Source organism: Limnohabitans sp. JirII-31, from assembly GCF_002778315.1.
Taxonomy (GTDB): Bacteria; Pseudomonadota; Gammaproteobacteria; order Burkholderiales; family Burkholderiaceae_C; genus Limnohabitans.
The window spans coordinates 15,142-39,835 of the sequence record NZ_NESA01000012.1 but is presented as its reverse complement, the minus strand read 5'-3'; the positions used below and the strand labels follow the sequence as shown (position 1 = coordinate 39,835).

25 protein-coding genes and 1 pseudogene are annotated in these 24,694 nt (G+C 59.1%); 11 read left to right on the top strand and 15 right to left on the bottom strand.

Going from position 1 to position 24,694, the window contains the following annotated elements; genetic code table 11:
* Positions 1 to 38 precede the first annotated feature (38 nt).
* From B9Z41_RS14055 to B9Z41_RS14045, 3 genes are all read left to right on the top strand, one after another.
* Entirely contained in the window at positions 39 to 1,034 is a 996-nt protein-coding gene (locus tag B9Z41_RS14055) for an XdhC family protein (RefSeq protein WP_100147704.1), read from the top strand.
* Complete coding sequence (locus tag B9Z41_RS14050) at positions 1,022 to 1,594, top strand: NTP transferase domain-containing protein (RefSeq protein ID WP_233202698.1); 573 nt, start codon at positions 1,022 to 1,024, stop codon at positions 1,592 to 1,594. Before B9Z41_RS14055 ends, B9Z41_RS14050 begins: the two co-directional genes overlap by 13 nt.
* A gap of 123 nt (positions 1,595 to 1,717) precedes the next feature.
* Positions 1,718 to 2,002: a high-potential iron-sulfur protein gene (locus tag B9Z41_RS14045; RefSeq protein WP_100147761.1), complete on the top strand. Its 285-nt coding sequence runs from the start codon at positions 1,718 to 1,720 to the stop codon at positions 2,000 to 2,002.
* Positions 2,003 to 2,080: 78 nt separating this feature from the next.
* Here the strand turns inward: B9Z41_RS14045 and gloA are convergent, their stop codons facing one another.
* Genes gloA through B9Z41_RS14030 form a run of 3 tightly spaced genes read right to left on the bottom strand, consistent with a single transcriptional unit; the run spans position 2,081 to position 3,802 of the window.
* Positions 2,081 to 2,470, bottom strand: a complete 390-nt coding sequence (gene gloA, locus B9Z41_RS14040; RefSeq protein WP_100147702.1) for a lactoylglutathione lyase — start codon at positions 2,468 to 2,470, stop codon at positions 2,081 to 2,083.
* Positions 2,467 to 3,012 (bottom strand): PaaI family thioesterase, encoded by a 546-nt coding sequence (locus B9Z41_RS14035; protein ID WP_100147701.1) that lies wholly within the window; start codon positions 3,010 to 3,012, stop codon positions 2,467 to 2,469. The genes gloA and B9Z41_RS14035 overlap by 4 nt, the downstream gene beginning before the upstream one ends.
* A 10-nt stretch (positions 3,013 to 3,022) precedes the next feature.
* On the bottom strand, positions 3,023 to 3,802 hold the full coding sequence (locus B9Z41_RS14030; protein ID WP_100147760.1) for an enoyl-CoA hydratase/isomerase family protein: 780 nt from the start codon (positions 3,800 to 3,802) through the stop codon (positions 3,023 to 3,025).
* Between the two features lie 97 nt (positions 3,803 to 3,899).
* Here B9Z41_RS14030 and B9Z41_RS14025 point away from each other — a divergent pair, with 97 nt between their 5' ends.
* The gene (locus tag B9Z41_RS14025) at positions 3,900 to 4,835 is read left to right on the top strand and encodes a 2-hydroxyacid dehydrogenase (RefSeq protein ID WP_100147700.1); all 936 of its coding nucleotides are present in this window, start codon (positions 3,900 to 3,902) and stop codon (positions 4,833 to 4,835) included.
* Positions 4,836 to 4,899: 64 nt separating this feature from the next.
* Here the strand turns inward: B9Z41_RS14025 and B9Z41_RS14020 are convergent, their stop codons facing one another.
* Complete coding sequence (locus B9Z41_RS14020) at positions 4,900 to 6,741, bottom strand: DEAD/DEAH box helicase (RefSeq protein WP_100147699.1); 1,842 nt, start codon at positions 6,739 to 6,741, stop codon at positions 4,900 to 4,902.
* Positions 6,742 to 6,986: 245 nt separating this feature from the next.
* Between B9Z41_RS14020 and ettA the strand changes: the two genes are divergently transcribed.
* On the top strand, positions 6,987 to 8,654 hold the full coding sequence (ettA, locus tag B9Z41_RS14015) for an energy-dependent translational throttle protein EttA (RefSeq protein ID WP_100147698.1): 1,668 nt from the start codon (positions 6,987 to 6,989) through the stop codon (positions 8,652 to 8,654).
* 60 nt (positions 8,655 to 8,714) lie between these two features.
* Here the strand turns inward: ettA and B9Z41_RS14010 are convergent, their stop codons facing one another.
* Positions 8,715 to 9,707, bottom strand: a complete 993-nt coding sequence (locus tag B9Z41_RS14010; protein ID WP_100147697.1) for a P1 family peptidase — start codon at positions 9,705 to 9,707, stop codon at positions 8,715 to 8,717.
* 79 nt (positions 9,708 to 9,786) lie between these two features.
* Here B9Z41_RS14010 and B9Z41_RS14005 point away from each other — a divergent pair, with 79 nt between their 5' ends.
* The 4 genes from B9Z41_RS14005 to B9Z41_RS13990 all read left to right on the top strand — a co-directional run bounded on the left by B9Z41_RS14005 (position 9,787) and on the right by B9Z41_RS13990 (position 14,287).
* The gene (locus B9Z41_RS14005; RefSeq protein WP_100147759.1) at positions 9,787 to 10,410 is read left to right on the top strand and encodes a response regulator; all 624 of its coding nucleotides are present in this window, start codon (positions 9,787 to 9,789) and stop codon (positions 10,408 to 10,410) included.
* 62 nt (positions 10,411 to 10,472) lie between these two features.
* The gene (locus tag B9Z41_RS14000) at positions 10,473 to 12,173 is read left to right on the top strand and encodes a long-chain fatty acid--CoA ligase (protein ID WP_100147696.1); all 1,701 of its coding nucleotides are present in this window, start codon (positions 10,473 to 10,475) and stop codon (positions 12,171 to 12,173) included.
* A gap of 47 nt (positions 12,174 to 12,220) precedes the next feature.
* Positions 12,221 to 13,222, top strand: coding sequence for an LLM class flavin-dependent oxidoreductase (locus tag B9Z41_RS13995; protein WP_100147695.1), 1,002 nt, complete (start codon positions 12,221 to 12,223; stop codon positions 13,220 to 13,222).
* A 33-nt stretch (positions 13,223 to 13,255) separates the two neighbouring features.
* On the top strand, positions 13,256 to 14,287 hold the full coding sequence (locus tag B9Z41_RS13990; RefSeq protein ID WP_100147694.1) for a methionine synthase: 1,032 nt from the start codon (positions 13,256 to 13,258) through the stop codon (positions 14,285 to 14,287).
* A gap of 298 nt (positions 14,288 to 14,585) precedes the next feature.
* Here B9Z41_RS13990 and B9Z41_RS13985 read toward each other — a convergent pair whose 3' ends face one another.
* The 9 genes and pseudogenes from B9Z41_RS13985 to B9Z41_RS13945 form a co-directional block, all read right to left on the bottom strand.
* Entirely contained in the window at positions 14,586 to 15,095 is a 510-nt protein-coding gene (locus tag B9Z41_RS13985) for a hemerythrin domain-containing protein (protein WP_100147758.1), read from the bottom strand.
* A gap of 135 nt (positions 15,096 to 15,230) precedes the next feature.
* Positions 15,231 to 16,559: pseudogene (locus tag B9Z41_RS13980) on the bottom strand (MFS transporter); the annotation flags it as partial.
* Between the two features lie 5 nt (positions 16,560 to 16,564).
* Complete coding sequence (bktB, locus tag B9Z41_RS13975; protein WP_100147692.1) at positions 16,565 to 17,746, bottom strand: beta-ketothiolase BktB; 1,182 nt, start codon at positions 17,744 to 17,746, stop codon at positions 16,565 to 16,567.
* Between the two features lie 62 nt (positions 17,747 to 17,808).
* Positions 17,809 to 18,525 (bottom strand): RluA family pseudouridine synthase, encoded by a 717-nt coding sequence (locus tag B9Z41_RS13970; protein ID WP_100147691.1) that lies wholly within the window; start codon positions 18,523 to 18,525, stop codon positions 17,809 to 17,811.
* A complete protein-coding gene (locus tag B9Z41_RS13965; RefSeq protein ID WP_100147757.1) occupies positions 18,488 to 18,787 on the bottom strand; it encodes a 2Fe-2S iron-sulfur cluster-binding protein in 300 nt (99 codons plus the stop codon). Before B9Z41_RS13965 ends, B9Z41_RS13970 begins: the two co-directional genes overlap by 38 nt.
* Complete coding sequence (locus B9Z41_RS13960) at positions 18,780 to 19,064, bottom strand: hypothetical protein (RefSeq protein ID WP_100147690.1); 285 nt, start codon at positions 19,062 to 19,064, stop codon at positions 18,780 to 18,782. Before B9Z41_RS13960 ends, B9Z41_RS13965 begins: the two co-directional genes overlap by 8 nt.
* Positions 19,064 to 19,678 (bottom strand): hypothetical protein, encoded by a 615-nt coding sequence (locus B9Z41_RS13955; RefSeq protein ID WP_233202712.1) that lies wholly within the window; start codon positions 19,676 to 19,678, stop codon positions 19,064 to 19,066. Before B9Z41_RS13955 ends, B9Z41_RS13960 begins: the two co-directional genes overlap by 1 nt.
* Positions 19,659 to 20,273 carry a transcriptional regulator gene (locus B9Z41_RS13950; RefSeq protein ID WP_233202696.1) on the bottom strand — a complete coding sequence of 205 codons (615 nt, stop codon included), beginning with the start codon at positions 20,271 to 20,273 and terminating at the stop codon, positions 19,659 to 19,661. Before B9Z41_RS13950 ends, B9Z41_RS13955 begins: the two co-directional genes overlap by 20 nt.
* An 11-nt stretch (positions 20,274 to 20,284) precedes the next feature.
* Positions 20,285 to 20,833 (bottom strand): pseudouridine synthase, encoded by a 549-nt coding sequence (locus B9Z41_RS13945; protein ID WP_199173000.1) that lies wholly within the window; start codon positions 20,831 to 20,833, stop codon positions 20,285 to 20,287.
* 48 nt (positions 20,834 to 20,881) lie between these two features.
* On the opposite strand from B9Z41_RS13945, the gene B9Z41_RS13940 reads away from it, so the two are divergent.
* Entirely contained in the window at positions 20,882 to 21,562 is a 681-nt protein-coding gene (locus B9Z41_RS13940) for an SOS response-associated peptidase (protein WP_100147687.1), read from the top strand.
* A gap of 9 nt (positions 21,563 to 21,571) precedes the next feature.
* On the opposite strand, the gene B9Z41_RS13935 is transcribed toward B9Z41_RS13940, so the two are convergent.
* Positions 21,572 to 23,362, bottom strand: coding sequence for a glutamine--tRNA ligase/YqeY domain fusion protein (locus tag B9Z41_RS13935; RefSeq protein WP_100147686.1), 1,791 nt, complete (start codon positions 23,360 to 23,362; stop codon positions 21,572 to 21,574).
* Positions 23,363 to 23,458: 96 nt separating this feature from the next.
* On the opposite strand from B9Z41_RS13935, the gene B9Z41_RS13930 reads away from it, so the two are divergent.
* Complete coding sequence (locus tag B9Z41_RS13930; protein ID WP_233202694.1) at positions 23,459 to 24,688, top strand: MFS transporter; 1,230 nt, start codon at positions 23,459 to 23,461, stop codon at positions 24,686 to 24,688.
* The last annotated feature ends 6 nt before the right edge of the window (positions 24,689 to 24,694 follow it).

The following is a 24,694-nucleotide window of genomic DNA, read 5'->3' as shown; positions in this document are numbered from 1 at the left end:
CCCTGTTGATGAATTTGACTCAGAGAAATGAGACTGCCATGGAAAGTTTGGACTTACGCGTGTTGAGTGATGTGCTCGCTTGGCGACAAGCGGGTCGACGCGTCACCCTGGTCACAGTGGTAGAGACCTGGGGCAGTGCCCCGCGTCCTCCAGGTGCCTTGTTGGCCGTGCGTGACGATGGGGTGGTCAGTGGCTCGGTGTCGGGCGGATGTGTGGAAGACGATTTGATCGCCCGCATCAAGGCCGGTGAGTACGACACCTTGTCGCACCCGTCGATGGTGGCTTACGGTGTGAGCAAAGAAGAGGCCGCACGCTTTGGCCTGCCCTGTGGTGGCACCTTGCGTTTGGTGCAAGAGCCCATCACCGATGTGCAATGGATTCAAGACGTGCTGGCACGCACAGCGGCCCACCAGCTGGTGGCGCGCACCGTGACCTTGGCCACGGGTCAGGTGACGCTGCGTGACGCGCAGCGCACCGACACTTTGCAGTTTGACGGCAGCAGCTTGACCACCTTGTTTGGTCCGCGCTGGCGCTTGCTGTTGATTGGTGCAGGCCAACTCAGCCAGGCTGTGGCACAGATGGCCAGCTTGCTCGACTTTGAGGTGTTGGTGTGCGACCCGCGCGAAGAGTACGCCGCCACGCTCGGCATTGAGGGCGTGACCCGTGTGCTGGGCATGCCCGACGATGTGGTGCAGCAGTTGGTGCCCGATGCGCACACCGCCATCGTGGCACTCACCCACGACCCCAAGCTCGACGACATGGCCTTGATGGAGGCCTTGAACTCGAACGCGTTCTACATCGGCGCCCTGGGATCGCGCCGCAACCAAGAGGCGCGCAAAAAGCGGCTGGCCGAACACTTTGATTTGTCGCCCGAGGCCTTGGCGCGGTTGCATGGGCCAGTGGGTTTGGCGATTGGTGCGCAAACCCCGGCTGAGATTGCGGTGTCCATCGTGGCCGAAATTGTGCAGGTGAAAAACGTGGCCCATGCACAGGCCAGCGCCGCAGCCCCCACCGAGACCTTGTGCAGCATTTGAGTGACCAGGCCGCGTCGGTGGTGGTGCTCATCCTCGCCGCAGGGCGGGGGGAGCGCTTCAAGGCCTCTGGCGCTCAAGTGGACAAGCTTGATGCACCGCTGGCAGGGCAGCGGGTGCGTGACCACGTGTTGCGCAGCGTGCAAGCCAGCGGCTTGCCCTGGCACATCGTAGAGCGCGAACACACCCAGCATTTGGCGCAACCCGGCATGGGCGACAGCATTGCTTGTGGGGTGGCAGCCACAGCCGATGCACAGGGCTGGTTGATCTTGCCTGCTGACTTGCCCTTGGTTTTACCTGCCACGCTGCTGGTGGTGGCGCAGGCACTGAAGCAGCATCCGGTGGTGGTGCCTTTTTATCAAGATAAGAAGGGACACCCGGTAGGTTTTGATGCCAGCTGTGGAGCGGCTTTGCGTGCTCTACAAGGCGACGAAGGTGCGCGTTCTGTGGTGGCCCAACGCGGTGCTTGGCGATTGGAGCTGTCAGACCCCGGCTGTGTGTTGGATGTCGACACGCTGGATGCGTTGGGCCAGGCCGAAGTGCTGTTGAAGCGACGGGGTTGATCTAAAGCCATGGCAAGCCGCGATGCCAGCCGCTAAGATAGCGCACGCCAGCATCTTCTGGTTATCTATTCGAAGATCTCTATGAACAACGCATTCAAGACCCCCACCAACCGCCGTGTTTTCATGTTGCAAACCGTGGCCGCGACCAGCGTGGCTGCATTTGCCTCTGCCGCCCAAGCGCAAGCCATGGTCGCTGAGTCTGACGCCCAAGCTACCGCATTGGGATACAAGGCCGATGCGACCAAAGTCGACAAAGCCAAACAGCCTAAGTACGCCACAGGTCAGATGTGCAGCAACTGCGCACTGTTCCAAGGTGCAGCCGGTGCGGCCGCCGGTGGCTGCCCGCTGTTTGCGGGCAAGCAAGTCGCTGGCAAAGGCTGGTGCTCGGCTTACGCCAAAAAGGCTTGATCGCGGTCAACGCATCACGTCAAACAAAAAAGGGCCGCAAGGCCCTTTTTTCATGTCCACTGTGGTGGTTTAAGCCCCTTACGCTTCTGCGCGTTCGATCAGCTCAATCTTGTAGCCATCGGGGTCTTGCACAAAGGCAATCATGGTGTTGCCGCCTTTGACGGCACCTGGTTCGCGTGTGATGGTGCCGCCGGTTTGGCGGATCTTGTCGCAGGTGGCGCGGATGTCCGACACGCCAATCGCAATGTGGCCGTAGGCGGTGCCCAAGTCGTAAGACGTGACGCCGTAGTTGTAGGTCAACTCAATTTCAGCTTGGTCGGGGTTGCCACCGTAGCCTACAAAGGCGAGGTCGTAATGTTGGTCTGGGCGTTGGGTGGTGCGCAGCAACTGCATGCCCATGGCTTGGGTGTAAAAGTCAATCGAGCGTTGCATGTCGCCCACGCGCAGCATGGTGTGTAAGAGTCTCATGGTTGGGAGGGTCCTGGTAAGTCAAAAATCAAACAGGTGGTGGTGGCATGGGCGTAGAGCGTGCCGTCGGGGCCCAGCAAGCTGGCCTCGGCTGAGGCCATCTGACGCCCGCTGTGCAGCACATTGCCAATGGCGCGCACGCGCTGCACTTTGGGCGTGAGGGCTTTGACCAAGTTCACGGTCAGGCCCGAGGTGGTGTAGCCACGGCCAGCAGGTAGCAGGGTGTGCACCGCGCAGCCCATGGCAGAGTCGAGCAGGGTGGCAAACCAGCCGCCATGCACGGTGCCCATGGGGTTGAAAAATTCGGCATGTGGCGCGCCTTGAAATGCGACGTGGCCTGCACTGGCTTCGACCAGCCAAAAATCCAGCAGCTTGGAAAACGGGGCGGGCCGAGTGTGGCCTTGCAGCATGCCTTGAATCAGCTCTAAGCCCGTGCGTGGCCGCACATCGTCCAACGGCGTGACGCCATGGGGCAGCATCAGGCTGCGCACAAGAGCTTCTTGGTCTAACCACTGTTGCAAGGTGTCGGTGGGTGTTGTCATGGGCGCTCCTTCAACGGCCTGTGAAAACTGGAGGGCGGCGCTCAGCGAACGCAGCACGGCCTTCGGAAAAGTCACTGCTGTGCACCGATTGGCGAGCCCGCTCTTTGAGCACGGGTTCGCAATACAGGCCAGCAGCCACTTCGTTCAAACTTTGTTTGGTGGCTTGCAAAGCCAAAGGTGCCATGCGGGTGAGCGTTTGGACCAGTTGCGTTACCGCACTGTCAAGTTGGTCTGCCTCAGCCAAAGTTTCAAACAGGCCCAGCGCCTTCAGGTCTTCAAAGCGCAAGGACTGTCCGAGCAAGAAGGCACGCTTGCTGGCGTTCAAACCAAAGCGACTCACATAACGCCGCAGCCCGCTGGGGTAGTAGTGCAGCCCGAGAGCACAAGCCGGCATGCGCCAACTCATGCCGCACAAGCCCACGCGCAGGTCGCAGGCCAGCACCAGGTCGGTGGCGCCTCCGTATACGCTGCCGTTGAGTGCGCAAATGGTGATGGGGCGCAAACGCTCAAGGGCTTCGGGAATCTTTTCAAAAAACAAGGGCGCCATGACGTCGTTGTCAAAGCCGCCCACGTTGTAGCCTGCGCTGAAGACGGGCTTGTCTTGACCGTGGGTGCTGGCTTGCAGGACCACGACTTGGATGGCCGGGTTGTGGTTGATGGCGTCGAAATGCGTCATCAACATGTGCAGGTCTTCGTCGGTCAAGCTGTTGCGCTGGGACGGTCGACGCAGTGTGAGGGTGGCGACTGCGCCGGTGACCTCCAGGGAGGGCGTGCCTTCAAGGGGGGGCATGGGAGATGTCATGGTCACCGATGTTAGTGGAGTGCCGCAGGGACTGTGTCAAAGGGTAAAGTCAGGCTTATTACAAGATAGATGGAAAGCTCAGACCATGACTCAAGAAATCATGCAAGTCTCCAATTTGCCCGTGTTCATGATGAACGACCTGCAAAAAGACTATGTGGTGCACGACCGTGCCCACATCAATGACCCGGGCGCACTGTCACGCGTCACGGCCCTGGTGGGCGGTGGCGATGCGAAGGTGGATCGAAAGTTGTTGTCGATGTTGCCCGGCGTGAAGATCATTTCCGTATTTGGCGTGGGTTATGACGGCATTGATGTGGAAGCGGCCAAAGAGCGCGGCATTGTGGTGACGCATACGCCAGGGGTGCTGACCGACGATGTGGCTGACTTGGCGTTGGGGCTCATGTTGTCGATTGGGCGTCGCATTCCACAAGCCGATCGTTTTTTGCGCAACGGCGATTGGGTGAATGAGCCCTTTCCTTTGACGCGCAAAGTTTCTGGCGCGCGCCTTGGATTGGTGGGTATGGGCCGCATTGGCCGCGCCATTGCCAAACGGGCCGAGGCTTTTGACATGACGGTGTCCTACACCGGACGAGAAGCCAAGCTTGATTTGACCTACCCCTTTTATTTAACAGCCACTGCTTTGGCCGCCGAGGTTGACTTTTTGGTGGTGGCTGTGCCCGGCGGTGAGCACACAAAAAACTTGATCGGTGCGAGTGTGTTGCAGGCCTTGGGTCCTACGGGTTATTTGATCAACGTGGCGCGTGGCTCGGTGGTAGATCAACCGGTGTTGATTCAGGCATTGAAGGACAAGGCCATTGCGGGCGCTGGTCTGGATGTGTTTTGGGACGAGCCCAAGGTTCCGTCGGAGTTGCGCACCTTGCCCAATGTGGTGCTGACGCCGCACATGGCCAGTGGCACCCAAGAAACACGACGCGCCATGGCCGATTTGGCGATGGCTAACTTGAAGGCCTTCTATCAAAAGCAGCCCTTGTTGACGCCTGTGCCAGAGTGTCAGTCTTGACGGTGTGACGAGCCCCAGCAAAAAGCCCGCGTCAGCGGGCTTTTGGTTGCAGAGTGCACAGGGGTTAGCGTGCGTAACCGCCACCACCACCGTAGCCACCACCGCCTGAACGGCCGCCACCACCGCCACTGCGACCACCCCCACCGCCACCACCACCATTGCGTCGGCCACCGCCGCCACCAAAGCCGCCGCCACCGCGCTTGCGCTCGGTCATGAGGTCAACGCTGGTGCGTGTGGGGTCGGGCTGGCGTTGACCGCCGCCTTGGGTTTTGTGGCCAAAGGCATTGACACCGCTTTGGGTGCCCAAATGCGCGTTGGCGCGGGGCTGGAAGTCGTCGTCATCGCGACGCGGTGCACGTGCCTCGTTGTCACGCGGCATGCGTGGCTCTAGGTCACGCGGCGCGCGTGGTGCGTCTTGGCGCGGACCTCGGTTGTCAAACTGGCGTGCTGGGCGTGGGCCTTGACCTTGTGGACGGTTGCCGTCACGTGGTGGGCGGTCGCCGTTACGGTCGCGGCTCACATGGCCATTGGGGCGTGGGGCACGGCCTTCGCTGTCGCCGCCTTCACCGCGAGGTGCTGGGCCACGACCACCGCGTCCACCACCACCACCGCCTGACGCGCCTTTGGTGTCACGGATGCGTTGCATCATTTCATTGCGCGCTGCTTTGGCCGCGGCTGCCATCACATCTCGGCCTGGGGGTTTGCCCAAACCACCCCACAGAGTTTGACGACCCATGGCGATGGGTTCGGCTTTTTCATCGGGCTCGGGCCCGAAACCTTCGACCATCACAACCGGTACTTGTTGCTTGGTGAAGTGCTCAATGTCTTTCATGAAGCCTTCTTCGTCCAAGGACACCAGGCTCACGGCTTCGCCACTCGAACCTGCACGACCGGTACGGCCAATGCGGTGCACATAGTCTTCGCTGATGTTGGGGATTTCGTAGTTCACCACGTGTGGCAACTCGTCGATGTCGATGCCGCGTGCGGCAATGTCGGTGGCCACCAAAGCACGGATGTCACCGCTTTTGAAACCTGCCAGGGCCTGGGTGCGTGCAGTCTGACTCTTGTTGCCATGCAGCGCCATGGCGCTGATGCCGTTTTTGGTCAAAAACTCGGCCACGTTGTTGGCGCCAAATTTGGTGCGTGTGAACACCAGCACCTGGCTCCAGTTGTGTTCGTTGATGATGTGCGCCAGCAAGGCCTTTTTCTTGCCACGACCCACTGGGTGTACCACTTGCGTGATGCGTTGCACCGTGGTGTTGCTGGGCGTGACCTGAATGCTTTGTGGGTTCTTGAGCAAGCCATTGGCCAGTTCACGAATTTCGTCGCTGAAAGTGGCCGAGAACAACAAGCTCTGTTTGTCTTTGGGCACCAGGGCCAAGATTTTTTTCACGTCATGGATAAAGCCCATGTCGAGCATGCGGTCGGCCTCATCGAGGACCAACATCTGCACGGTGGACAGGTCCAACATGCCTTGCTGCTGCAAGTCAAGCAAACGACCAGGTGTGGCCACCAAAATGTCCACCCCTTTTTTGATGCGTGCGACTTGTGGGTTCATGCCCACGCCGCCAAAGATGACGGTGGAGGTGAGCTGCAAGTATTTGCCGTAGGTGCGGATGGACTCTTCCACCTGCGCTGCCAGCTCTCGCGTGGGGGTGAGCACCAAGGCACGCACACCGTAGACGCCAAACTTGTTCTCCGTGCTGCGGCTCATGGTGAGCTTGTGCAGCATGGGCAAGGTGAAGGCGGCAGTTTTGCCAGTGCCGGTTTGGGCACCTGCCAACAGGTCGTGGCCTGCGAGCACGGCTGGAATGGCCTGGGCTTGGATGGGGGTGGGGGTTTCGTAGCCCTGTTCGACTACGGCTTTCAGGATGGCCGGAGCCAAATTCAATTCTTCAAAGTTCATGATGGAGCGCCCATGTCAGAGCGCATGACACCAACCCGCTTGGCCCGAAGGCCACCCAGTCAAAGGTCGGCAATATTTACAAGGTGAGCATTTGAGATCACAAACAGAGGTGTTTGGAGCAGGCTCCAGCAGAAGTGCTGATGTTGTGGCAACTGGCGGCGACAACAGCTCTATTGTGGCACGGATCGGGAGTGCGGGGATAATCACGCCTTTATTGCAATTGCGACCCCCCGAAAGAACAACACATGGCTCAGTACGTTTTCTCTATGAACCGTGTCGGCAAGATCGTGCCGCCCAAGCGTCAGATTTTGAAAGACATTTCCCTCAGCTTCTTCCCGGGTGCCAAGATTGGCGTGCTGGGTTTGAACGGCTCGGGCAAGTCGACCCTGCTGAAAATCATGGCCGGTATCGACACGGAAATCGAAGGCGAAGCCATCCCGATGGCCGGCTTGAAAATTGGATACCTGCCACAAGAGCCGCAACTCGATCCTGAGCACACCGTGCGTCAATCGGTCGAGAGCGGCATGGGCGAAGTCAAAGAAGCCCAGGCACGTCTGGAGGAGGTGTACGCCGCCTACGCGGAAGAAGACGCCGACTTTGACGCTTTGGCCGCTGAACAAGCCAAACTCGAAGCCATCATCGCTGCCTCGGGGGCCGGGGACGGCTCAGACCATTTGTTGGACATCGCGGCTGATGCGTTGCGTTTGCCCCCATGGGAGGCCATCATTGGCAAGCTGTCTGGCGGTGAAAAGCGTCGCGTGGCTTTGTGCCGCTTGTTGCTGTCCAAGCCCGACATGTTGTTGCTTGACGAACCTACCAACCACTTGGACGCCGAGTCGGTGGACTGGCTGGAGCAGTTCTTGGCCCGTTTCCCTGGCACGGTGGTGGCCATTACCCACGACCGCTACTTCCTGGACAACGCCGCCGAGTGGATTTTGGAGCTCGACCGTGGCCACGGCATTCCGTACAAAGGCAATTACTCCACTTGGTTGGAGCAAAAAGAAGCCCGTTTGGCGCAAGAAAACCGTACCGAAGATGCGCGTGCCAAAGCCATGAAGAAAGAGTTGGAGTGGTCACGTCAAAACCCCAAGGGTCGCCAAGCCAAGAGCAAGGCACGTTTGGCGCGCTTTGAAGAGCTGTCTGATTACGAATACCAAAAACGCAACGAGACCCAAGAGATTTTTATTCCCGTGGCCGAACGTTTGGGCAATGAGGTGTTCGAGTTCAAGAACGTCAGCAAGTCCTTTGGCGACCGTGTGTTGATCGACAACTTGAGCTTCCAAGTACCAGCGGGTGCCATCGTGGGCATCATTGGTCCCAACGGAGCCGGTAAGTCGACCTTGTTCAAGCTGATTGCGGGCAAAGAAAAGCCTGACAGTGGCGAAGTCAAAGTGGGTCAAACCGTGAAGATGGCCTTTGTGGACCAGACGCGCGATGACTTGAACGACGACAAAACCGTGTGGGAAGACATCTCAGGTGGCTTAGACATTCTGACTGTGGGTAAGTTCCAGATGCCCAGCCGCGCTTACTGCGGTCGCTTCAACTTCAACGGGGGTGACCAGCAAAAGAAAGTGGGCATGTTGTCAGGGGGCGAGCGCGGTCGTTTGCACTTGGCCAAGACCTTGATCGAGGGCGGCAACGTGTTGCTGCTGGACGAGCCTTCGAACGACTTGGACGTGGAGACTTTGCGTGCGCTGGAAGATGCGCTGCTGGAGTTTGCTGGTTCGGTGATGGTGATCAGCCACGACCGATGGTTCCTGGATCGCATTGCCACCCATATCTTGGCTGCTGAAGGCGATAGCCAGTGGGTGTTCTTTGACGGCAACTACCAAGAGTACGAAGCCGACAAGAAGAAGCGACTCGGTGAAGAGGGTGCCAAGCCCAAGCGTGTGCGCTTCAAGGCATTGAAGTAATCTTTTGCTGATTCGCGCAGAAGGCCCAGTTCTTAGGAACTGGGCCTTTTTTCATGGCGCTCAGGGTTTCATGGCGGGCCACCAGTGCGGGCCCAGTCGCAGTTCGGTGGCTGCTTTCACCGCCTGCACCACCGCCATGGCAGTGACCTCTGCGGCCAGCGTGCTCAGCAACATCATGTCGGCGGCTTGGCCGCTGGTGCCAGTGCCCAAGGCAAACAAGGTGTCGCCGTCGAGCGGTGTGTGAACAGGGCGAATGCTGCGCGCCAGGCCGTCGTGGGCTACTTGTGCCAAGCGCTGCGCTTGTGGTTTGGTCAATACTGCGTCGGTGGCTACCACGCCAATGGTGGTGTTGCTTGCTATCGGCACGTGGGGCATCACATGGCCAGAGAGTTGAGCTGTTCGGATGTCTAGCAGTTCGCGGCTGTCGGGCGCACGACGCGCACCTGCGAGCAGTTGGCCCGTGAGTGGGTCCACCACATCGCCCAGCGCATTGCAGACCACCAAGGCCGCGACCGTAATGCCGTTGACCGTGAGCGCTGCGCTGCCCACACCGCCTTTCATGGCGCAGTCCGGTCCATTCATCTTGCCCACCGTGGCTCCGGCGCCTGCCCCCACATTGCCTTGTGCAACAGGGGCAGTGCTCGCATTAACGCAGGCTTGGTAACCCGCTTGGGCATCTGGGCGAATGCGCGAGCCTCCCTGAGAAAAGTCGTCCACCAGCAGATCAAAAACCACCGCAGCAGGGACGATCGGTACCCGTACAGCGCCTACGGCAAGACCGTGGCCCCGTTCTTCGAGCCATTGCATGACACCCGCAGCAGCGTCCAATCCATAAGCGCTGCCCCCACTCAAGACCAGGCCATGCACATGCTGTACCCAATTGCTCGGCGAGAGCAAGTCTGTTTCGCGTGTCCCAGGCGCTGCCCCTCGTACATCAACACCAGCGACGGCTCCCCCAGGCGTCAGCACCACGGTACATCCTGTGGGACGACGCGAATCGGTGAAATGGCCGACCAAGACCCCATCAATTTGAGTCAAAGTATTATTTTTCATACCATTTAGAATTCACGAAACATGAAAAAATGTCTTAAAATAATACGTAAGTTTCATTTTTGGCAAATAAGGATTGATCATGGCTATTACCTCTATCAAAGAGCCTTACGACGGCTACTGTGGGACGAGTTATGCAGCCAAAGTGTTGGGAATATCGGTTGGGACTGTACAGGGATTGGTCGAAAAAAACGATTTGCGTGCATGGAAAACACAAGGCGGACACCGTCGCATTTCCTTGCAATCTATTCAAGAATACCAACGCCGTCATAACTTATCGCCTGCCTCGACAACTTCTGGCGAAGACAGACTGCGTGTTTTGGTGGTCGAGGACGACGAAAACACCCGCATCATGCTGCAAGCTAATTTTGAAAAATGGGGCTTGCCCATTGATGCCGTGATGTATTCATCCGCCATGGAAGCCTTGCTGGACATGCCCAGCCTGCAACCACAAGTGCTGCTGACAGATTTACGCATGCCCAACGTGGATGGGTTTCAGTTTTTGAAAACACTCAGTGAGCACGCCTTGTTTTCGACGATGGCGATCGTGGCCATCACAGGCATGAGCGCCAAAGAAGTTCAAGCCAAAGGCGGCTTGCCAGATGGTGTGCAGTTGCTGCAAAAACCCATCGACTTGGATTGGTTGCATGGCTTTTTTGACGCTTTGATGTCGGTGCGTCAAATCAACCGCCGCGGTCGCGCTTAATTTAGCAAGCGCTAGGGCCTTCCCGTATGGGCGCCCTTTGTCGGACAGGCTAATCTGTCCGCATGAAAGCACACCACTGTTTTTGGCCGGCACGCCTGCCGCATGCGATCTCTGTTCCACACACCTCGCTTTGGGACAACTTGGCCATTAGCGCTCGCCGCTACCCCGATAAAACGGCTTTGATATTTCTGGGTCAAGCCTTGCGCTATGCCGACTTGTTGGCGCAGGCCGAGCGGTTGGCCGCACACTTGCAACACTTGGGGGTTCAAAAAGGTGATCGGGTGGTGCTCAACATGCAGAATTGCCCGCAATTGGTGATTGCGCATTTCGCCATATTGCGTGCCAACGCCGTGGTGGTGCCAGTCAACCCGATGAACCGGGCGGAAGAACTCAAACACTACATCGTCGACCCCGATGCGCGCGTGGCCATCACCACGGCTGACTTGGCCGCTGAATTGGCCCATGCCAGCAACCAATTGCCCGCAGAACACCGTTTGGCGCATTTGGTGGTGACGCATTTCGCCGATGCTTTTGACACCCAGGTGTCAGGCGACGATGCGCCGCCCCAAGCTTGGCACACGTGGTTGTTCACCCAGCACCCGCTGCCCGAATTAGATGGCGGAGAAGCCCACACCTGGCAAGACGCACTCGCTTGCGCCCACAAAGTGGGACCCTTGCTGGTTGGCCCCGATGACTTGGCGGTGTTGCCCTACACCAGTGGCACCACAGGTTTGCCCAAGGGCTGCATGCACCCGCACCGCAGCATCATGCACAACGCCATGGCGACGGCGATTTGGAGTGGCAGCACCCACGAAAACGTGGGGTTGTTGGTGGTTCCGATGTTTCACATCACCGGCATGACCAGCGTCATGCATTCGGGCATTTATCTGGGGGCGACATTGGTGCTCATGCCGCGCTGGGACCGCGAGCTGGCTGGGCGCTTGATCTCCAAATGGCAGATCACCCACTGGACCAATATTCCTACCATGGTGATTGACTTGTTGGGCAGTCCCAACTTTGACAAATTCAATTTGAAAAGCTTGGTCCATATTGGCGGTGGTGGCGCTGCCATGCCGCAAGCGGTGGCGCAGCGCTTGTATGAGTTATACGGCTTGCGTTACAGCGAGGGCTACGGCTTGACCGAAACCGCAGCACCCTCACACAACAACCCGCCCGACGCACCCAAGCAGCAGTGCTTGGGCATTCCGTTCATGAGCACCGATGCACGCATCGTCGACCCCGAAACCTTGCAAGAGTTGCCGCAGGGCGAGTCCGGGGAAATCGTCATTCATGGCCCCGAAGTGTTCAACGGCTATTGGAAGCAACCTGAGGCCACCGCTGCTGCGTTCTTTGTGCTCGACGGCAAACGTTTCTTTCGCTCGGGTGACTTGGGGCGGGTGGACGAAGACGGCTACTTCTTCATCACCGACCGTCTCAAACGCATGATCAATGCCTCGGGCTTCAAGGTCTGGCCTGCCGAGGTGGAGGCCTTGATGTTCAAGCACCCCGCCATCCAAGAGGCATGCATCATCTCGGCGCGTGACAGCTACCGCGGCGAAACCGTCAAAGCCGTGGTGGTGCTGCGTGCCAGCCACCACGGCTTGGTGAGTGAGCAAGACATCATTGCCTGGTGTCGCGAGCACATGGCGGTTTACAAAGCGCCCACCCAAGTCCAATTTGTCGATGTCTTGCCCAAGAGCGGCAGTGGCAAAGTGATGTGGCGCGCCTTGCAAGAAGCACAGGCCGCAGCAGCGCGTGGCTAAAGCCTGGGTGACAGCCTGCATTTGTCGCTGCGGGTAAGCTACGCCCCGTGCTCAAACTATCTGTCCTCGACCAATCCGCTGCGGCTGCAGGCCGCCATCAAGACACAGCCATTCGCCAAACCTTGGAGCTCGCAAGCCTGTGCGAAGCCTGGGGTTACCACCGATTTTGGGTCAGCGAACACCACAGCCATCCCAGCATCGTCGGCACCGCACCTGAAGTGCTGATGGCCGCCATTGCGGCGCGCACCACGCGCATTCGCTTGGGGTCTGCGGGGGTCATGCTGCCGCACTATGCGCCGCTCAAAGTAGCTGAACAATTTCGTGTGCTCGACGCCTTGGCGCCCGGGCGCATCGACCTGGGCGTGGGCCGCGCGCCGGGCAGCGACGGGCGCACCGCCCAATTGCTCAACCCCGACCGTCATGCCTCAGACAACTTTCCGCAACAGGTCTTGGAGCTGCAAGCCTGGGTGACCGGACAGCCCATTCCCGCGGGACATCCAGGGCATGGTGTGTTTGCCTACCCGAGTGGCCCGACCTCACCTGCGGTGTGGATGCTGGGCAGCTCGGACTACGGCGCGCAACTGGCCGCCCATCTGAGCTTGCCCTATGCCTTTGCCTACTTCATCACCGACGGACAAGGGGCTGACGCCGCACTGCGTTTGTACCGTGCCAATTTCCGTGCCTCCGAGGGCATGGCCCAACCACATGCCACCGTGTGTGTGTGGGCCTTGGCCGCCGACACCGAAGACGAGGCTTGGGCGCTGTTTCAAAGCCGTGCGCGCTGGCGCATGGACCGCAATGCGGGACGCATTGGCCCCATCTTGCCGCCCGATCAAGCCCTGCGTGACTACACCCCCCCCGAGCAAGTGGCCTTGGCCGAGATGCGTGCCAACGCCTTGGTCGGCAGTGCCCCTCAGGTGGCCGCCAAGCTGCGCGCCTTGGCTGAGCGTTTGCAAGTTGACGAGGTGGTGCTGATCACCTGGACCCACGACCCGGCGGCACAGCGCCGCTCATATGAACTGCTGGCGCGTGAATTCGCGCTCAGCTGAACTTTTCTTTTTCAACCTACACGGAGCTTCACCATGTTTTCAACCGCCATTGCCGGTAGCCTGCCCAAACCCGAGTGGTTGGCCGAGACCAACAAACTGTGGCCCAAGTGGCACGCCGAGGGCGATGCCCTGCGTCAAGCCAAGGCCGATGCCACGCTGTTGTGGATCAAAGCCCAAGAAGACGCAGGACTGGATGTGATTGGCGATGGCGAACAATCGCGTCAACACTTTGTGCACGGGTTTTTAGAGCAGGTCGAAGGCATCGACTTTGAAAACAAAGTCACCATGGGCATTCGCAACAACCGCTACGACGCGCAAGTGCCCCAGGTCATCGCGCCCTTGCGCCTCAAAGGCCGCGTGCATGCGTTTGAAGCGCAACTGGCGCGTGCCCACACCCAGAAAAAACTCAAGTTCACCTTGCCTGGCCCCATGACCATTGTGGACACCGTGGCCGATCGTTTTTATGGCGAGGGCGAAGAGGGGCGCATCAAGATGGCGTTCGCCTTTGCCGAGTTGTTGAACCAAGAAGCCTTGGCCTTGCAAGCCGATGGCGTGGACATCATCCAGTTTGACGAGCCTGCCTTCAACGTCTACCTGGACCAAGCTGCAGACTGGGGCGTCAAGGCCTTGGAGCGCGCTGCGCAAGGCCTGACCTGCACAACAGCGGTTCATATTTGCTATGGCTATGGCATTGAAGCCAACAACAACTGGAAGAAAACCCTGGGCGACGAATGGCGTCAGTACGAAAAAGTGTTTCCTGCCTTGGCCAAGAGCAGCATCCAGCAAGTGAGTTTGGAGTGTTATCACTCGCACGTGCCGCCCGAGATGATGGCCTTGCTGGAAGGCAAAGACGTGATGGTGGGGGTGATTGACGTAGCCAGCGAGGTGATTGAAACGCCAGAAGAAGTGGCCGACACCATCGGCCGCGCTTTGCAGTTTGTGCCCAAGCACCGTTTGATTGCTTGCACCAATTGCGGCTTGGCCCCGATGAGCCGTGAGGTGGCGACCAAGAAGCTCCAAGCCTTGGCGGATGGTGCTGCGTTGGCGCGTCAGCGTTACGCCTGAGATTTTTCTTTGGCGATGTTGGGGGAGGTGTTTGGGTGTCTGTTGCCGCTCATGTCCCCCGATTCAGGCTACGCCTGAATCTCCTCCTTGACTTCGCTGCAACAGACACCCAAACACCTCCTCGGGCGCCCAAGTCGCAGGCACAGGCACGCCAAACCCTCAGGACCAGACGGCGTGGGTGTCTTGTGAAGCGAAGTGAAGGAGGAGAGTCTTGCAGCATGCAAGACTCGGGGGACATGAGCGGCACAAGGTACCCACGCCTTCTGGTCCGTACGAAGCAAGACCTGGTCCGTGCGAACTAAGAGCAGCTGCTCCCACCACACCCATGGATTTCGCCCTGAGGCAGGCCCTCAGGCTTGGATACCACCCCCGTGGCTTCGTCATAGCCCACACCGCGCAGGTGCAGTGCCAAGGCCGCATCCATCGTTTGGGCGTGCTGCGGGAACCACAGACCCAGCTCATGCGCCATTTGACGCACCAACGCCAAGTCGCCTTGTTCTTTGCCACGCTTGAGGCCTTCGCGCATCACTTGCAAGATCACGTTGTGCTGCATGCTGTGGCAATTGCTCGATGAGAAGTGGGTGTCCGCCATCCAGCGGTCTTCGCTGCCAAAGTGTTCTTCGGTGTGCGCGATCAAGTCCACGAAGCGATCCAACAGTTCATCGTCTTGGGCCATCTCAGTCGCACCCAGCAGGTCCACAAACTCGCGGTGGGTGTCGTCCATGAAGTCGAGTTCAAGGCCCAAGGCATCGCTCCACGCCAGGGTGGGTGCACGTGCAGCGGTGAAGTCGAGGGTCTCGGTGGTCATGGCATTGCTCTCCAAATCTTGAATGCCGAGAGCATAAATTGAAAACCACGTCTTTGAGTTGCGCTAAGTCAAGCGAGAGACGGGTGGCGCTGGGCACCTTCCACGCAGAATGCCGTTTGTTTACAACCAAGTGCGTAGCCACGCCACAAAGCGACGTGGGTAGCTGGGCTCCACCCAAAAAATGGCACTTGTCACCACGGCATTGGCCACGCCGGTGCACAGCATCACCTCAGGAATGGTCAGCCCTGCGCTGAGCAGGGCCCCGGCGATCAAGGCACTGGCAACCATGAACAAGGCGTTGAGGATGTTGGTTGCCGCAATCAACCGTGCACAGTGGTCTTGGTGGCTGGTCAACTGCACCCAGGCATACATGGGCACGCTGTACAGGCCCGTGAACAGGCTCAGCAGAGCCAAGTCGGCCATCACCCGCCAATGCGCTGCGTGGCCCACAAAGGCCGAGATATCCATGGGCAAAGCCGCAGGCAGATGCCGCACCGCAAAGAACAAGTCGATGCAAAACACACTCATGCCGATGGCACCCAGCGGCACCAAACCTATTTCAACGTCACGTCGGCTCAGCCGCTCGCACAACAAAGCCCCTGTGCCAACACCGACCGAGAACAACACCAGCAGCAGCGAGGCCACATGGGCGTCGCCGTGTAACACCTCTTTGGCAAAACTGGGGAATTGGCTCAAAAAGGTGGCACCAAAAAACCACATCCAGCTGATGCCCAGCAGGGTGTGAAACACACTGGGGTTGCTGCGTGCCAAACGCAGGTTGCGCCATGTCTCGGTGAATGGGTTCCAGTTGATGCGCAGCAGCGGTGCCAAGGCGCGCCCCGGCGGAATCAACGCACTGGCAAAACGCCCCAGTGCAGCCAGTGCCAAGCAGGCCAGCGACACGCACGTGGGCCCAATGTCAGGTAACGCGACCAACAAGCCGCCTGCCACATTGCCCAAAAAAATAGCGACAAACGTGCCCATCTCCACCATGCCGTTGCCGCCCGTGAGTTCTTGTGCATTCAACACGCGCGGCAGGTAGGCAAATTTGACCGGACCAAACAAGGTGGAGTGCACACCCATCAAAAAAATACAGCCCAGCAAGGTGGCGACTTGATGGCTGGCAAAGCCCCAGGCGGCCAGCGCCATGACGGCGATTTCAAAGTTCTTGACCCAGCGCATCAAGGCAATGGGATCGTATTTGTCGGCCAATTGGCCGCTGGTGGCCGAGAACAGCAAAAACGGCAGGATGAACACGGCCCCAATCACCAGGCCCGCCAAGCTGGGCGGCAGCCAGTCGATGCTGAGTTGGTAGGTGACCAACACGGTGAAGGCGAACTTGAACAGGTTGTCGTTCGCGGCCCCGCAAAACAGGGTCCAGAAAAAAGGCCCAAACCGACGTTGACCCAACAACGCAAACTGGTGTGTTGCGTCTGTGGGGGCAGCGTCGGCGGGGCCGGACATGGTGGTTACATGCGCTCGAAGATGGCGGCAATGCCTTGGCCGCCGCCAATGCACATGGTCACCAGGGCATATTTGCCTTGGATACGTTGCAACTCATACAAGGCCTTCACGGTGATCAAGGCCCCCGTGGCACCGATGGGGTGACCCAGCGAAATGCCCGAGCCGTTGGGGTTGACCTTGGCCGGGTCAAAGCCGAGTTCTTTGCTCACGGCGCAGGCTTGGGCGGCAAAGGCTTCGTTGGCTTCAATCACATCCATGTCGTGGACCGTCAAGCCCGCTTTTTGCAATGCCAAGCGGGAAGCCGACACCGGGCCCATGCCCATGATCTTGGGCTCCAAGCCGGTGTGCGCGTAAGCCACCAGACGACCCAGCGGCTTGGCACCACGGGCTTGTGCTGTCTTGGCTTCCATCAGCACCACAGCGGCGGCGGCGTCGTTGATGCCCGAGGCGTTGCCTGCGGTCACGGTGCCGTTTTCTTTGACGAACACGGGCTTCAACTTGGCCATGTCTTCGGGCTTGCAGTTGGGGCGGAAGTGCTCGTCGGTGGCGTAGGCCACATCGCCTTTTTTGCTCTTCAGAATCACTGGCAGGATCTGGTCTTTGAAGTAACCCGCTTCGGTGGCACGTTGTGCGCGGTTGTGGCTTTCCACGGCCAAGGCATCTTGCATGTCGCGGGTGATGCCAAATTGCGCCGCAATGTTCTCGGCCGTCACGCCCATGTGGATGGTGTGGAAAGGGTCGTGCAGCGCACCCACCACCATGTCGACCATCTTGGTGTCGCCCATGCGAGCGCCCCAGCGTGCGCTGAGCGATGCGTAGGGACCACGGCTCATGTTCTCGGCACCACCGCCAATGGCGATGTCGCAGTCGCCCAGCATGATGGCCTGGCTGGCCGACACAATGGCTTGCAAGCCCGAGCCGCACAGACGGTTCACGTTGAAGGCGGGAGTGGCTTGGCCGCAACCGCCGTTGATGGCGGCCACACGTGACAAATACATGTCTTTGGGTTCGGTGTTGACCACATGGCCAAACACCACGTGGCCCACGTCTTTGCCGTCCACGCCCGCACGGGCCAAGGACTCGCGCACGACTTGTGCGGCCAATTCGGTGGGCGGAATGTCTTTCAGACTGCCACCATAAGTACCAATGGCGGTGCGAACACCGCTGACGACGACGACTTCACGCATGCTTGTCTCCTGTGGATGAAATTAAAACCAATCCAGTGTGCACCCGCTCGGCTACAGATCTCTTACGCCATCTGATACGGCGCTGACGCAGCCCAGGCCATCGGCAGCTCAAACGCCAGAGGTTCTTGGGTGAACGGATGGGCCAGCGCCAGGCTCTTGGCGTGCAACATCAGGCGCGGGCTCATGGCCAGCACCTCTGGTGGCGCGTACAACGAGTCGCCCAGCATCGGGTGACCCAGGCTTTGCATGTGCACCCGCAGTTGGTGGGTGCGCCCCGTGAAGGGTTCCAGCTCAATCAGGCTGGCTGTATCGCCCACATGCAGGCTGCGCCACAGGCTGCGGCTGGGTTTGCCGTCGGGGTGGATGATGTGGATGGGGCGACGCTCCCAGTCCAACAAAATCGGGCCTTCCACCGTGTACCAGCCTTCGTCGTTGGGTGCTGAGGCGGTGAGCAACGGGTTGCCCGCCACCAACGCCACATAACGCTTGTGCACTTGGCGTGTTTCAAACGCACGGCTGATGCGGCGTTGCGCCTCAATGCCACGCGCCATGATCAACAAGCCGGAGGTGTCTTGATCCAAGCGGTGCACCACCAAAGCATCGGGATAGCGGTCTTGCACGCGTTTGGACAAACAGTCTTGTTTGTCGGGCCCGCGTCCTGGCACCGACAACAGGCCGCTGGGTTTGTCCAGCACCAACAGGTGTTCGTCTTCGTAGATCGGGGTGATCACAGGCAGGGGCTCAGCAGGCACTGGCGTCGGGTTGTTCAAGCACCACATGCGTGGTGGGGTGGGCCACACAGGGCAGCACATAGCCCTCGGCCTTTTCTTCGGCGCTCAGGCCTGGCCACTCAATGCTGTACGTCACTTCTCCGCTGACCAAGCGACACAGGCAGGTGCGGCAGGTGCCATTGCGGCAAGAGCTGGGCAGCTGCACACGCGACATGTCAGCCGCTTCCAGCAAGCTCAGGTCGCCTTCGACGTCGTACTGCAAATCAGCGGGCATCACTTTGACGGTGAAAATTTCAAAAGAATCAGACATGGTTATGGAGTTGTTGCTCGGCTTTGTCCAGCCACAGGCCCAAGCTGTCGAGCAATTCGGTTTGGCTGAAAGAACAGCTTTCTTCGCTGAACAAGGCGCTCGACTCCAAGCGGTCCAACAGCCCCAACCACACCTCGCTGTAGCGTGCGGGCAGGGCTTGCAGCAACACCTCTTGGGAGCGTGCCGCGCTGCTGAACGCCGACACGCTCAGCGCGCCGCCACGCACCTCAGACAGCGCTTGACGCAAGCTGGCGATGGACGGGGCTGCGGGGTGCATCACTTGTTCTTGATCTTGCCGCGAGGTGCCACGTAGGTGGTGGGCGGGTTGGGACGGTCCGAGGTGGAGGTCTTGGGGGGCGAGTTGTCCTTTTTAGGCTTCTTCGTCATTTTGTTGCTGTGTTGTTCGCCTTTGGCCATAAGCCCTCCTGGAAGATCATCTCGGACTGAGACGGGACCATGGTAATTCACATCACTTAAGGGCTGTGCGTTCAAGGCATCAAGGACACGCTGTGTGGCGGAAATAAGGTCGGACACCAACCGTGCGTTCACGTCCAGCATGCCTTCGTATTCACCAAGATTGCGTGTGTTGTGACACTTGTCCAGCACACGCCAAACTTCCGGGCCAAGTCCCAACGTATGCGGCAAAACTTGAAATACGATGAATCGGTTGCTGGGCCGATAGCCCTTGTGTCTTAGCGCTGCCAAGCACAGTGCGTGTGCGGCGTTGTAGGCCAAATCGAATTGGCTTTCTAGTGCAAGCGTTGGTGACTGCGCGTCGCGCAAGCGCATGCTGCCTGTTCGCATCAGTCCTGCCAGCTCAGCGTTGTCGGGTGGCTCGGCCTTGAGTGATTTGCCGGGACCACTGAGATTTTTAAGTGCGCTGTTGTCCATTTTTTTGCTCCAACTGACCGATCAACCAAATCTTGGGCTGATTCATCACGCGCGTGATGAAGGCCTGATCTTGGTCGAGGCGTTGGGCAAATTCGTCAGGCGTGTATAGCGTTGGGTTGATGTTGCGCTTAAGTTGTTGACTCGCACTTTCAAGCGCAGCAAACACATCGGCGTAGCTCAGGGTTTGGCTGACTAGCAAAACGTCCACATCACTCTTTGCGGTGTCTTGCTGGCTGGCCATTGAGCCGTAGACAAACGCCGAGCGAATGCCTGCGGCCATGGGGGCCAATGCGTTGCGCAGCACATCGGCCAGGCCGACTGTTTTGAGGACCAAGCTTCGTAGCTCGGCATAGAGAGGGGACTGGGCGTTGGCTTGAAAGTGTTTTTGGTTACCAAGCTTGGTGACGGTAATCAACCCTGCTTGCGCTAAATTGGCCAACTCGCGCTGAACCGCACCTGTGCCTGACTGCGCGAGGGAAATCACCTCGTTGGCATAAAAGCTTCGGTCTGGTGTGCTAAACAAAACAGACAGCACCCGCTGGCGCACCTTTGGAAACAATGCGTTGGCGAGGCTGTCATTGGTTTTTATACCCATAATGGGTTTTATCATACCTTATTTGGGTATATTTCTTGTTGCCAAGCGCCACTGGCCAATTCGTTCAGACTGTAGGGGCCTATCGCGGTACGGATTAGGCGCAGGGTGGGCAAGCCCACGGCGGCTGTCATGCGTCGCACTTGGCGGTTGCGGCCCTCGCGAATCACCAACTCCAGCCACGACGTGGGCTTGTTCATGCGCACACGGATGGGGGGCGTGCGCTCCCACAGCGCGGTGGGTGGTTCGGCCACGCGTGCACGCGCTGGGCGTGTGAGGCCATCGTTCAACAACACGCCCAGGCGCAGCGTCTGTAGCGCTGCCTCGCTGGGCACACCCTCCACCTGCACCAGATAGGTTTTCTCCATCTTGAAGCGTGGATCGGCAATCTGGGCCTGCTGGCGGCCATCGTCGGTGAGCAGCAACAAGCCTTCGCTGTCAGCGTCCAAGCGCCCGGCCACATACACGCCTGGCAGATCGATGAATTCTTTCAGGCCACGCCAGCGTCCCTCCGGCGTGAATTGGCTGAGCACGCCATAAGGTTTGTTGAAGCGAATGAGCATGGCCCCAAGCGTAGCAGGCGAGCAACGAGGCACTGCTAGCATGGCCGCATGACTGCCCATTACGAGAGCGTGCAAACCGCCACCCTGTACCCCGACGCCTTTGGTGTGTCGGCCCCCGAAGCCGCCGTGTTGCGTGAGCTGTGGCCGCGCAAACCGGGTGTCTTCGTTCGCAACGCGCCCGTGCCCGGGGATACCCCAGTGGATGTGGACGCGCCTGCGTCGTTACAGCTTGAATTGGGGCAGGGTCAATTTGGTTTGGTGCCGCCTTGGGTCAAGTCCGCCTCTGACGCCAAACTGCGCTCCACCAAACTGGTCAACGCGCGAGCCGAGACGGTGAGCACCTCCAACAACTTTCGCGACACTTGGCTGGCCGGTCAGCGCTGCATCGTGCCGATGATGGCGTTTTTTGAAGACGACTGGCGCAGCGGCAAACCCGTGCCAACGCGCATCGCCCGTGTGGACGGCAAGCCCATGGGCGTGGCAGGTTTGTGGGAGCGCTGGGCCAAAGACGGCACCGAGATCATCAGCTTCACCCTCTTGACCGTCAACGCCAACAGCCATGCCTTATTGCACCGTTACCAACAAAACGGCAACGAAAAACGCATGCCCGTTATCTTGGGCGAGGGTGCGTATGGCGCTTGGCTCACCACCCGTCCAGAGAAAGCGCGGGAGTTTATGCGTGCCTATCCCGCGCACTTGTTGACGGCAAATCCGGTGGAGAAAAAGTAATCGAGCGAATTACTTTGCCCACGTGTCCTTCAACCCCGTGGCCTTGTTGAACACCAAGCGACCTGCCGCATGGTCTGTGCGATCGGCCACAAAGTAGCCATGGCGCTCGAACTGAAAGTGCGTGCCTGCCGCGCTGTGCGCCAATGAAGGTTCGGCATACGCGGTCACCACCTTCAAGCTGTCGGGGTTGAGCAAGCTCAAAAAGTCTTTGCCACCTGCGTCGGGTTGTGCGTCGGTGAACAAGCGGTCGTAGAGGCGCACTTCGGCTTGTACGCCATCCGATGCGCCGACCCAAGTGATCACGCCTTTGACCTTCACACTGTCCGATCCGGGCGTGCCGCTCTTGGTGTCGGGGATGAGTTCAGCATGCACTTCAAGCACTTGGCCGTTGGCGTCTTTGATGGCGCCCGTGCAGGTGATGACATGGCCATATTTCAAGCGCACCTTGTTGCCGGGAAACAAGCGAAAGAAGCCTTTGGGTGGTGTTTCTTTGTAGTCGCCACGCTCAATCCACAGTTCTTTGCCGAACTTGAATTGGCGTTGTCCCAACTCGGGGTGATGCGGGTGTACTGGGGCGTGGCAATCGTCCAGCGTGCCAGCGCCATGCAAGGCATCCCAGTTGGTGATGACCAGTTTCACCGGGTCCAGCACCACGGATGCACGCGCGGCTTTGGGGTCGAGGTCTTCACGCAGGCAACCCTCCAGGGTGCTGTAGTCAATCCAGCTGTCGCTCTTGGTCACACCAATGCGCTCGGCGAACAACTGCAAGCTCTCGGGGGTGTAGCCGCGACGGCGCAAACCCACGATGGTGGGCATGCGCGGATCGTCCCAGCCCGACACCTTGCCTTCGTTGACCAGTTGGGCCAATTTGCGCTTGCTGGTGACCACATAGGTCAGGTTCAAGCGCGCAAATTCATACTGCTTAGGTGAGGGCGCTGCCAGCAAACCACCTTCGCACAAACGGGCCATCAACCAGTCGTAAAACGGGCGCTGGTCTTCAAACTCCAGCGTGCAAATGCTGTGGGTGATTTGTTCCAACGCGTCTTCGATCGGGTGCGCAAAGGTGTACATCGGGTAGATGCACCAGGTGTCGCCCGTGTGATGGTGGGTGGCACGGCGAATGCGGTAGATGGCCGGATCGCGCATGTTGATGTTGGGCGCGGCCATGTCAATCTTGGCGCGCAGCACCGCCGCGCCGTCTTCCAGCAAACCGCCTCGCATGTCGCGAAAGCGTGCCAAGTTCTCAGCCGGTGTGCGGCTGCGAAACGGGCTGTTGACCCCGGGTTTAGAAAAATCGCCGCGGTTGACGCGCATGTCCTCTGCACTTTGCTCGTCCACATAGGCGTGGCCCGCTTCAATCAGGTGCTCGGCCGCGCGGTACATGAAGTCAAAGTAGTCGCTGGCCTGATAAGGCGCAGCACTGCCTGGCGTTTGACCAAGTTGCGCCCAGTCAAAGCCCAGCCACTTCACGGCGTCGATGATGCTGTTGACGTACTCGGTGTCTTCTTTTTCTGGGTTGGTGTCGTCAAAGCGCAGGTGACACACGCCACCGTAATCGCGGGCCAAACCAAAGTTCAGGCAAATGCTTTTGGCATGCCCCACGTGCAAGTAGCCGTTAGGCTCGGGCGGAAAACGGGTGCGAATCTTGGCTGGGTCTGGTGCACCTTGTGCGTGGTGTGCCGCGTCACCGGGGCTGCCGGCCCAACGGCGGCTGGCGTAAGTGCCTTGGGCCAGGTCGTTTTCAATGATTTGGCGCAAAAAATTGCTGGGTTTGTGGTCGTTGTCAGCCGGTGTAGTCATAACTTTCATTTTAGAGGCGGCCCCATGCCTTCTCGAGTGCAGGGTGCTCTTTAAAATGCGCACTCCATCTCTTTGCTCTGAATCGACCTTCCCACTATGTTTCAAACCCTTCGCAACCGTGAGGCGGCGATGCCTTTCATCATGCTCGCCGTGCTCATCGACATGGCGGCCATTGGGGTCATCATCCCGGTCTTGCCTGTGCTGGTGGCCAGTTTTTCTGCCAACCAAGCCGATCAGGCCTATTGGTACGGCGTGGTCGCTGTGGCCTTTGGCATGGCCAACTTTTTGGGCTCGCCGCTGCTGGGCGCACTGTCAGACCGCTTTGGTCGCCGTCCGGTGTTGTTGCTGGGTTTCATGGGCTTGGGCATCAGCTTCTTTGGCATTGCGCTGACCGACACCTTGTGGGGCTTGATCGTGGTGCGCACCTTGGGTGGTGTGATGCAAGGCAATATTGCCATTGCCAACGCCTATGTGGCCGACATTTCGTCACCCGAGCAACGTGCCAAACGCTTTGGCTTGCTAGGCGCCATGATGGGCGTGGGCTTCATCATCGGGCCCGTGGTGGGTGGTTTGATGGGGGCCATCAACCTGCACTTGCCTTTTTACTTGGCCGGTGGTTTGACCTTGTTGAACCTGCTGTATGGCTACTTTGTGTTGCCTGAGTCCCTGCCATTGGACAAGCGCAAACCCTTTGCCTGGCGCGACGCCAACCCCATCAAGGCCTTGCGTGGTTTGGCTCAGCTCAGAGGCGTGGGGCCTTTGGTGGGCGTGGTGGCCTTGAGTGGCCTTGCGCAGTTTGTGCTCTACACCGTGTGGGTGCTCTACAACGCCTTCAAGTTTGGTTGGGGGGCAGAGGAAAACGGTTACTCACTCACCGCTGTAGGGGTCACGGCCGTGCTGGTGCAAGGGGTGTTGATGGGCCCGCTGCTCAAACGCTTCAAGCCTCAGCGTTTGGTCATCATGGGTTTGGTGTCGTCGGCGCTGGGGTACTTTTTGTGGGGTGCCGCCACCGAGGGCTGGATGATGTACGCCGTGATTGGCATCAACCTGCTCGGGGGTACGGTCACGGCCTCGGTGCAAAGCTTGATTTCGTCTGCTGCCGACAGCCGCAACCAAGGCCAGACCATGGGGGCCGTCAGCTCACTCAACGGCTTGATGGCCGTGGTGGCACCCATGCTGGGTGCCCCTTTGCTGGCTGCGGTGTCGCACTTTCCGCAAGGCGATTGGCGCATTGGTGCACCGTTCTTCTTTTGTTCGGCGCTGCAAGTGGGCTCGTTGGTGTTGGCGGTGTTGTATCTGCGCCGCCACCCTCAGTCGCCCCGATAATTGCGC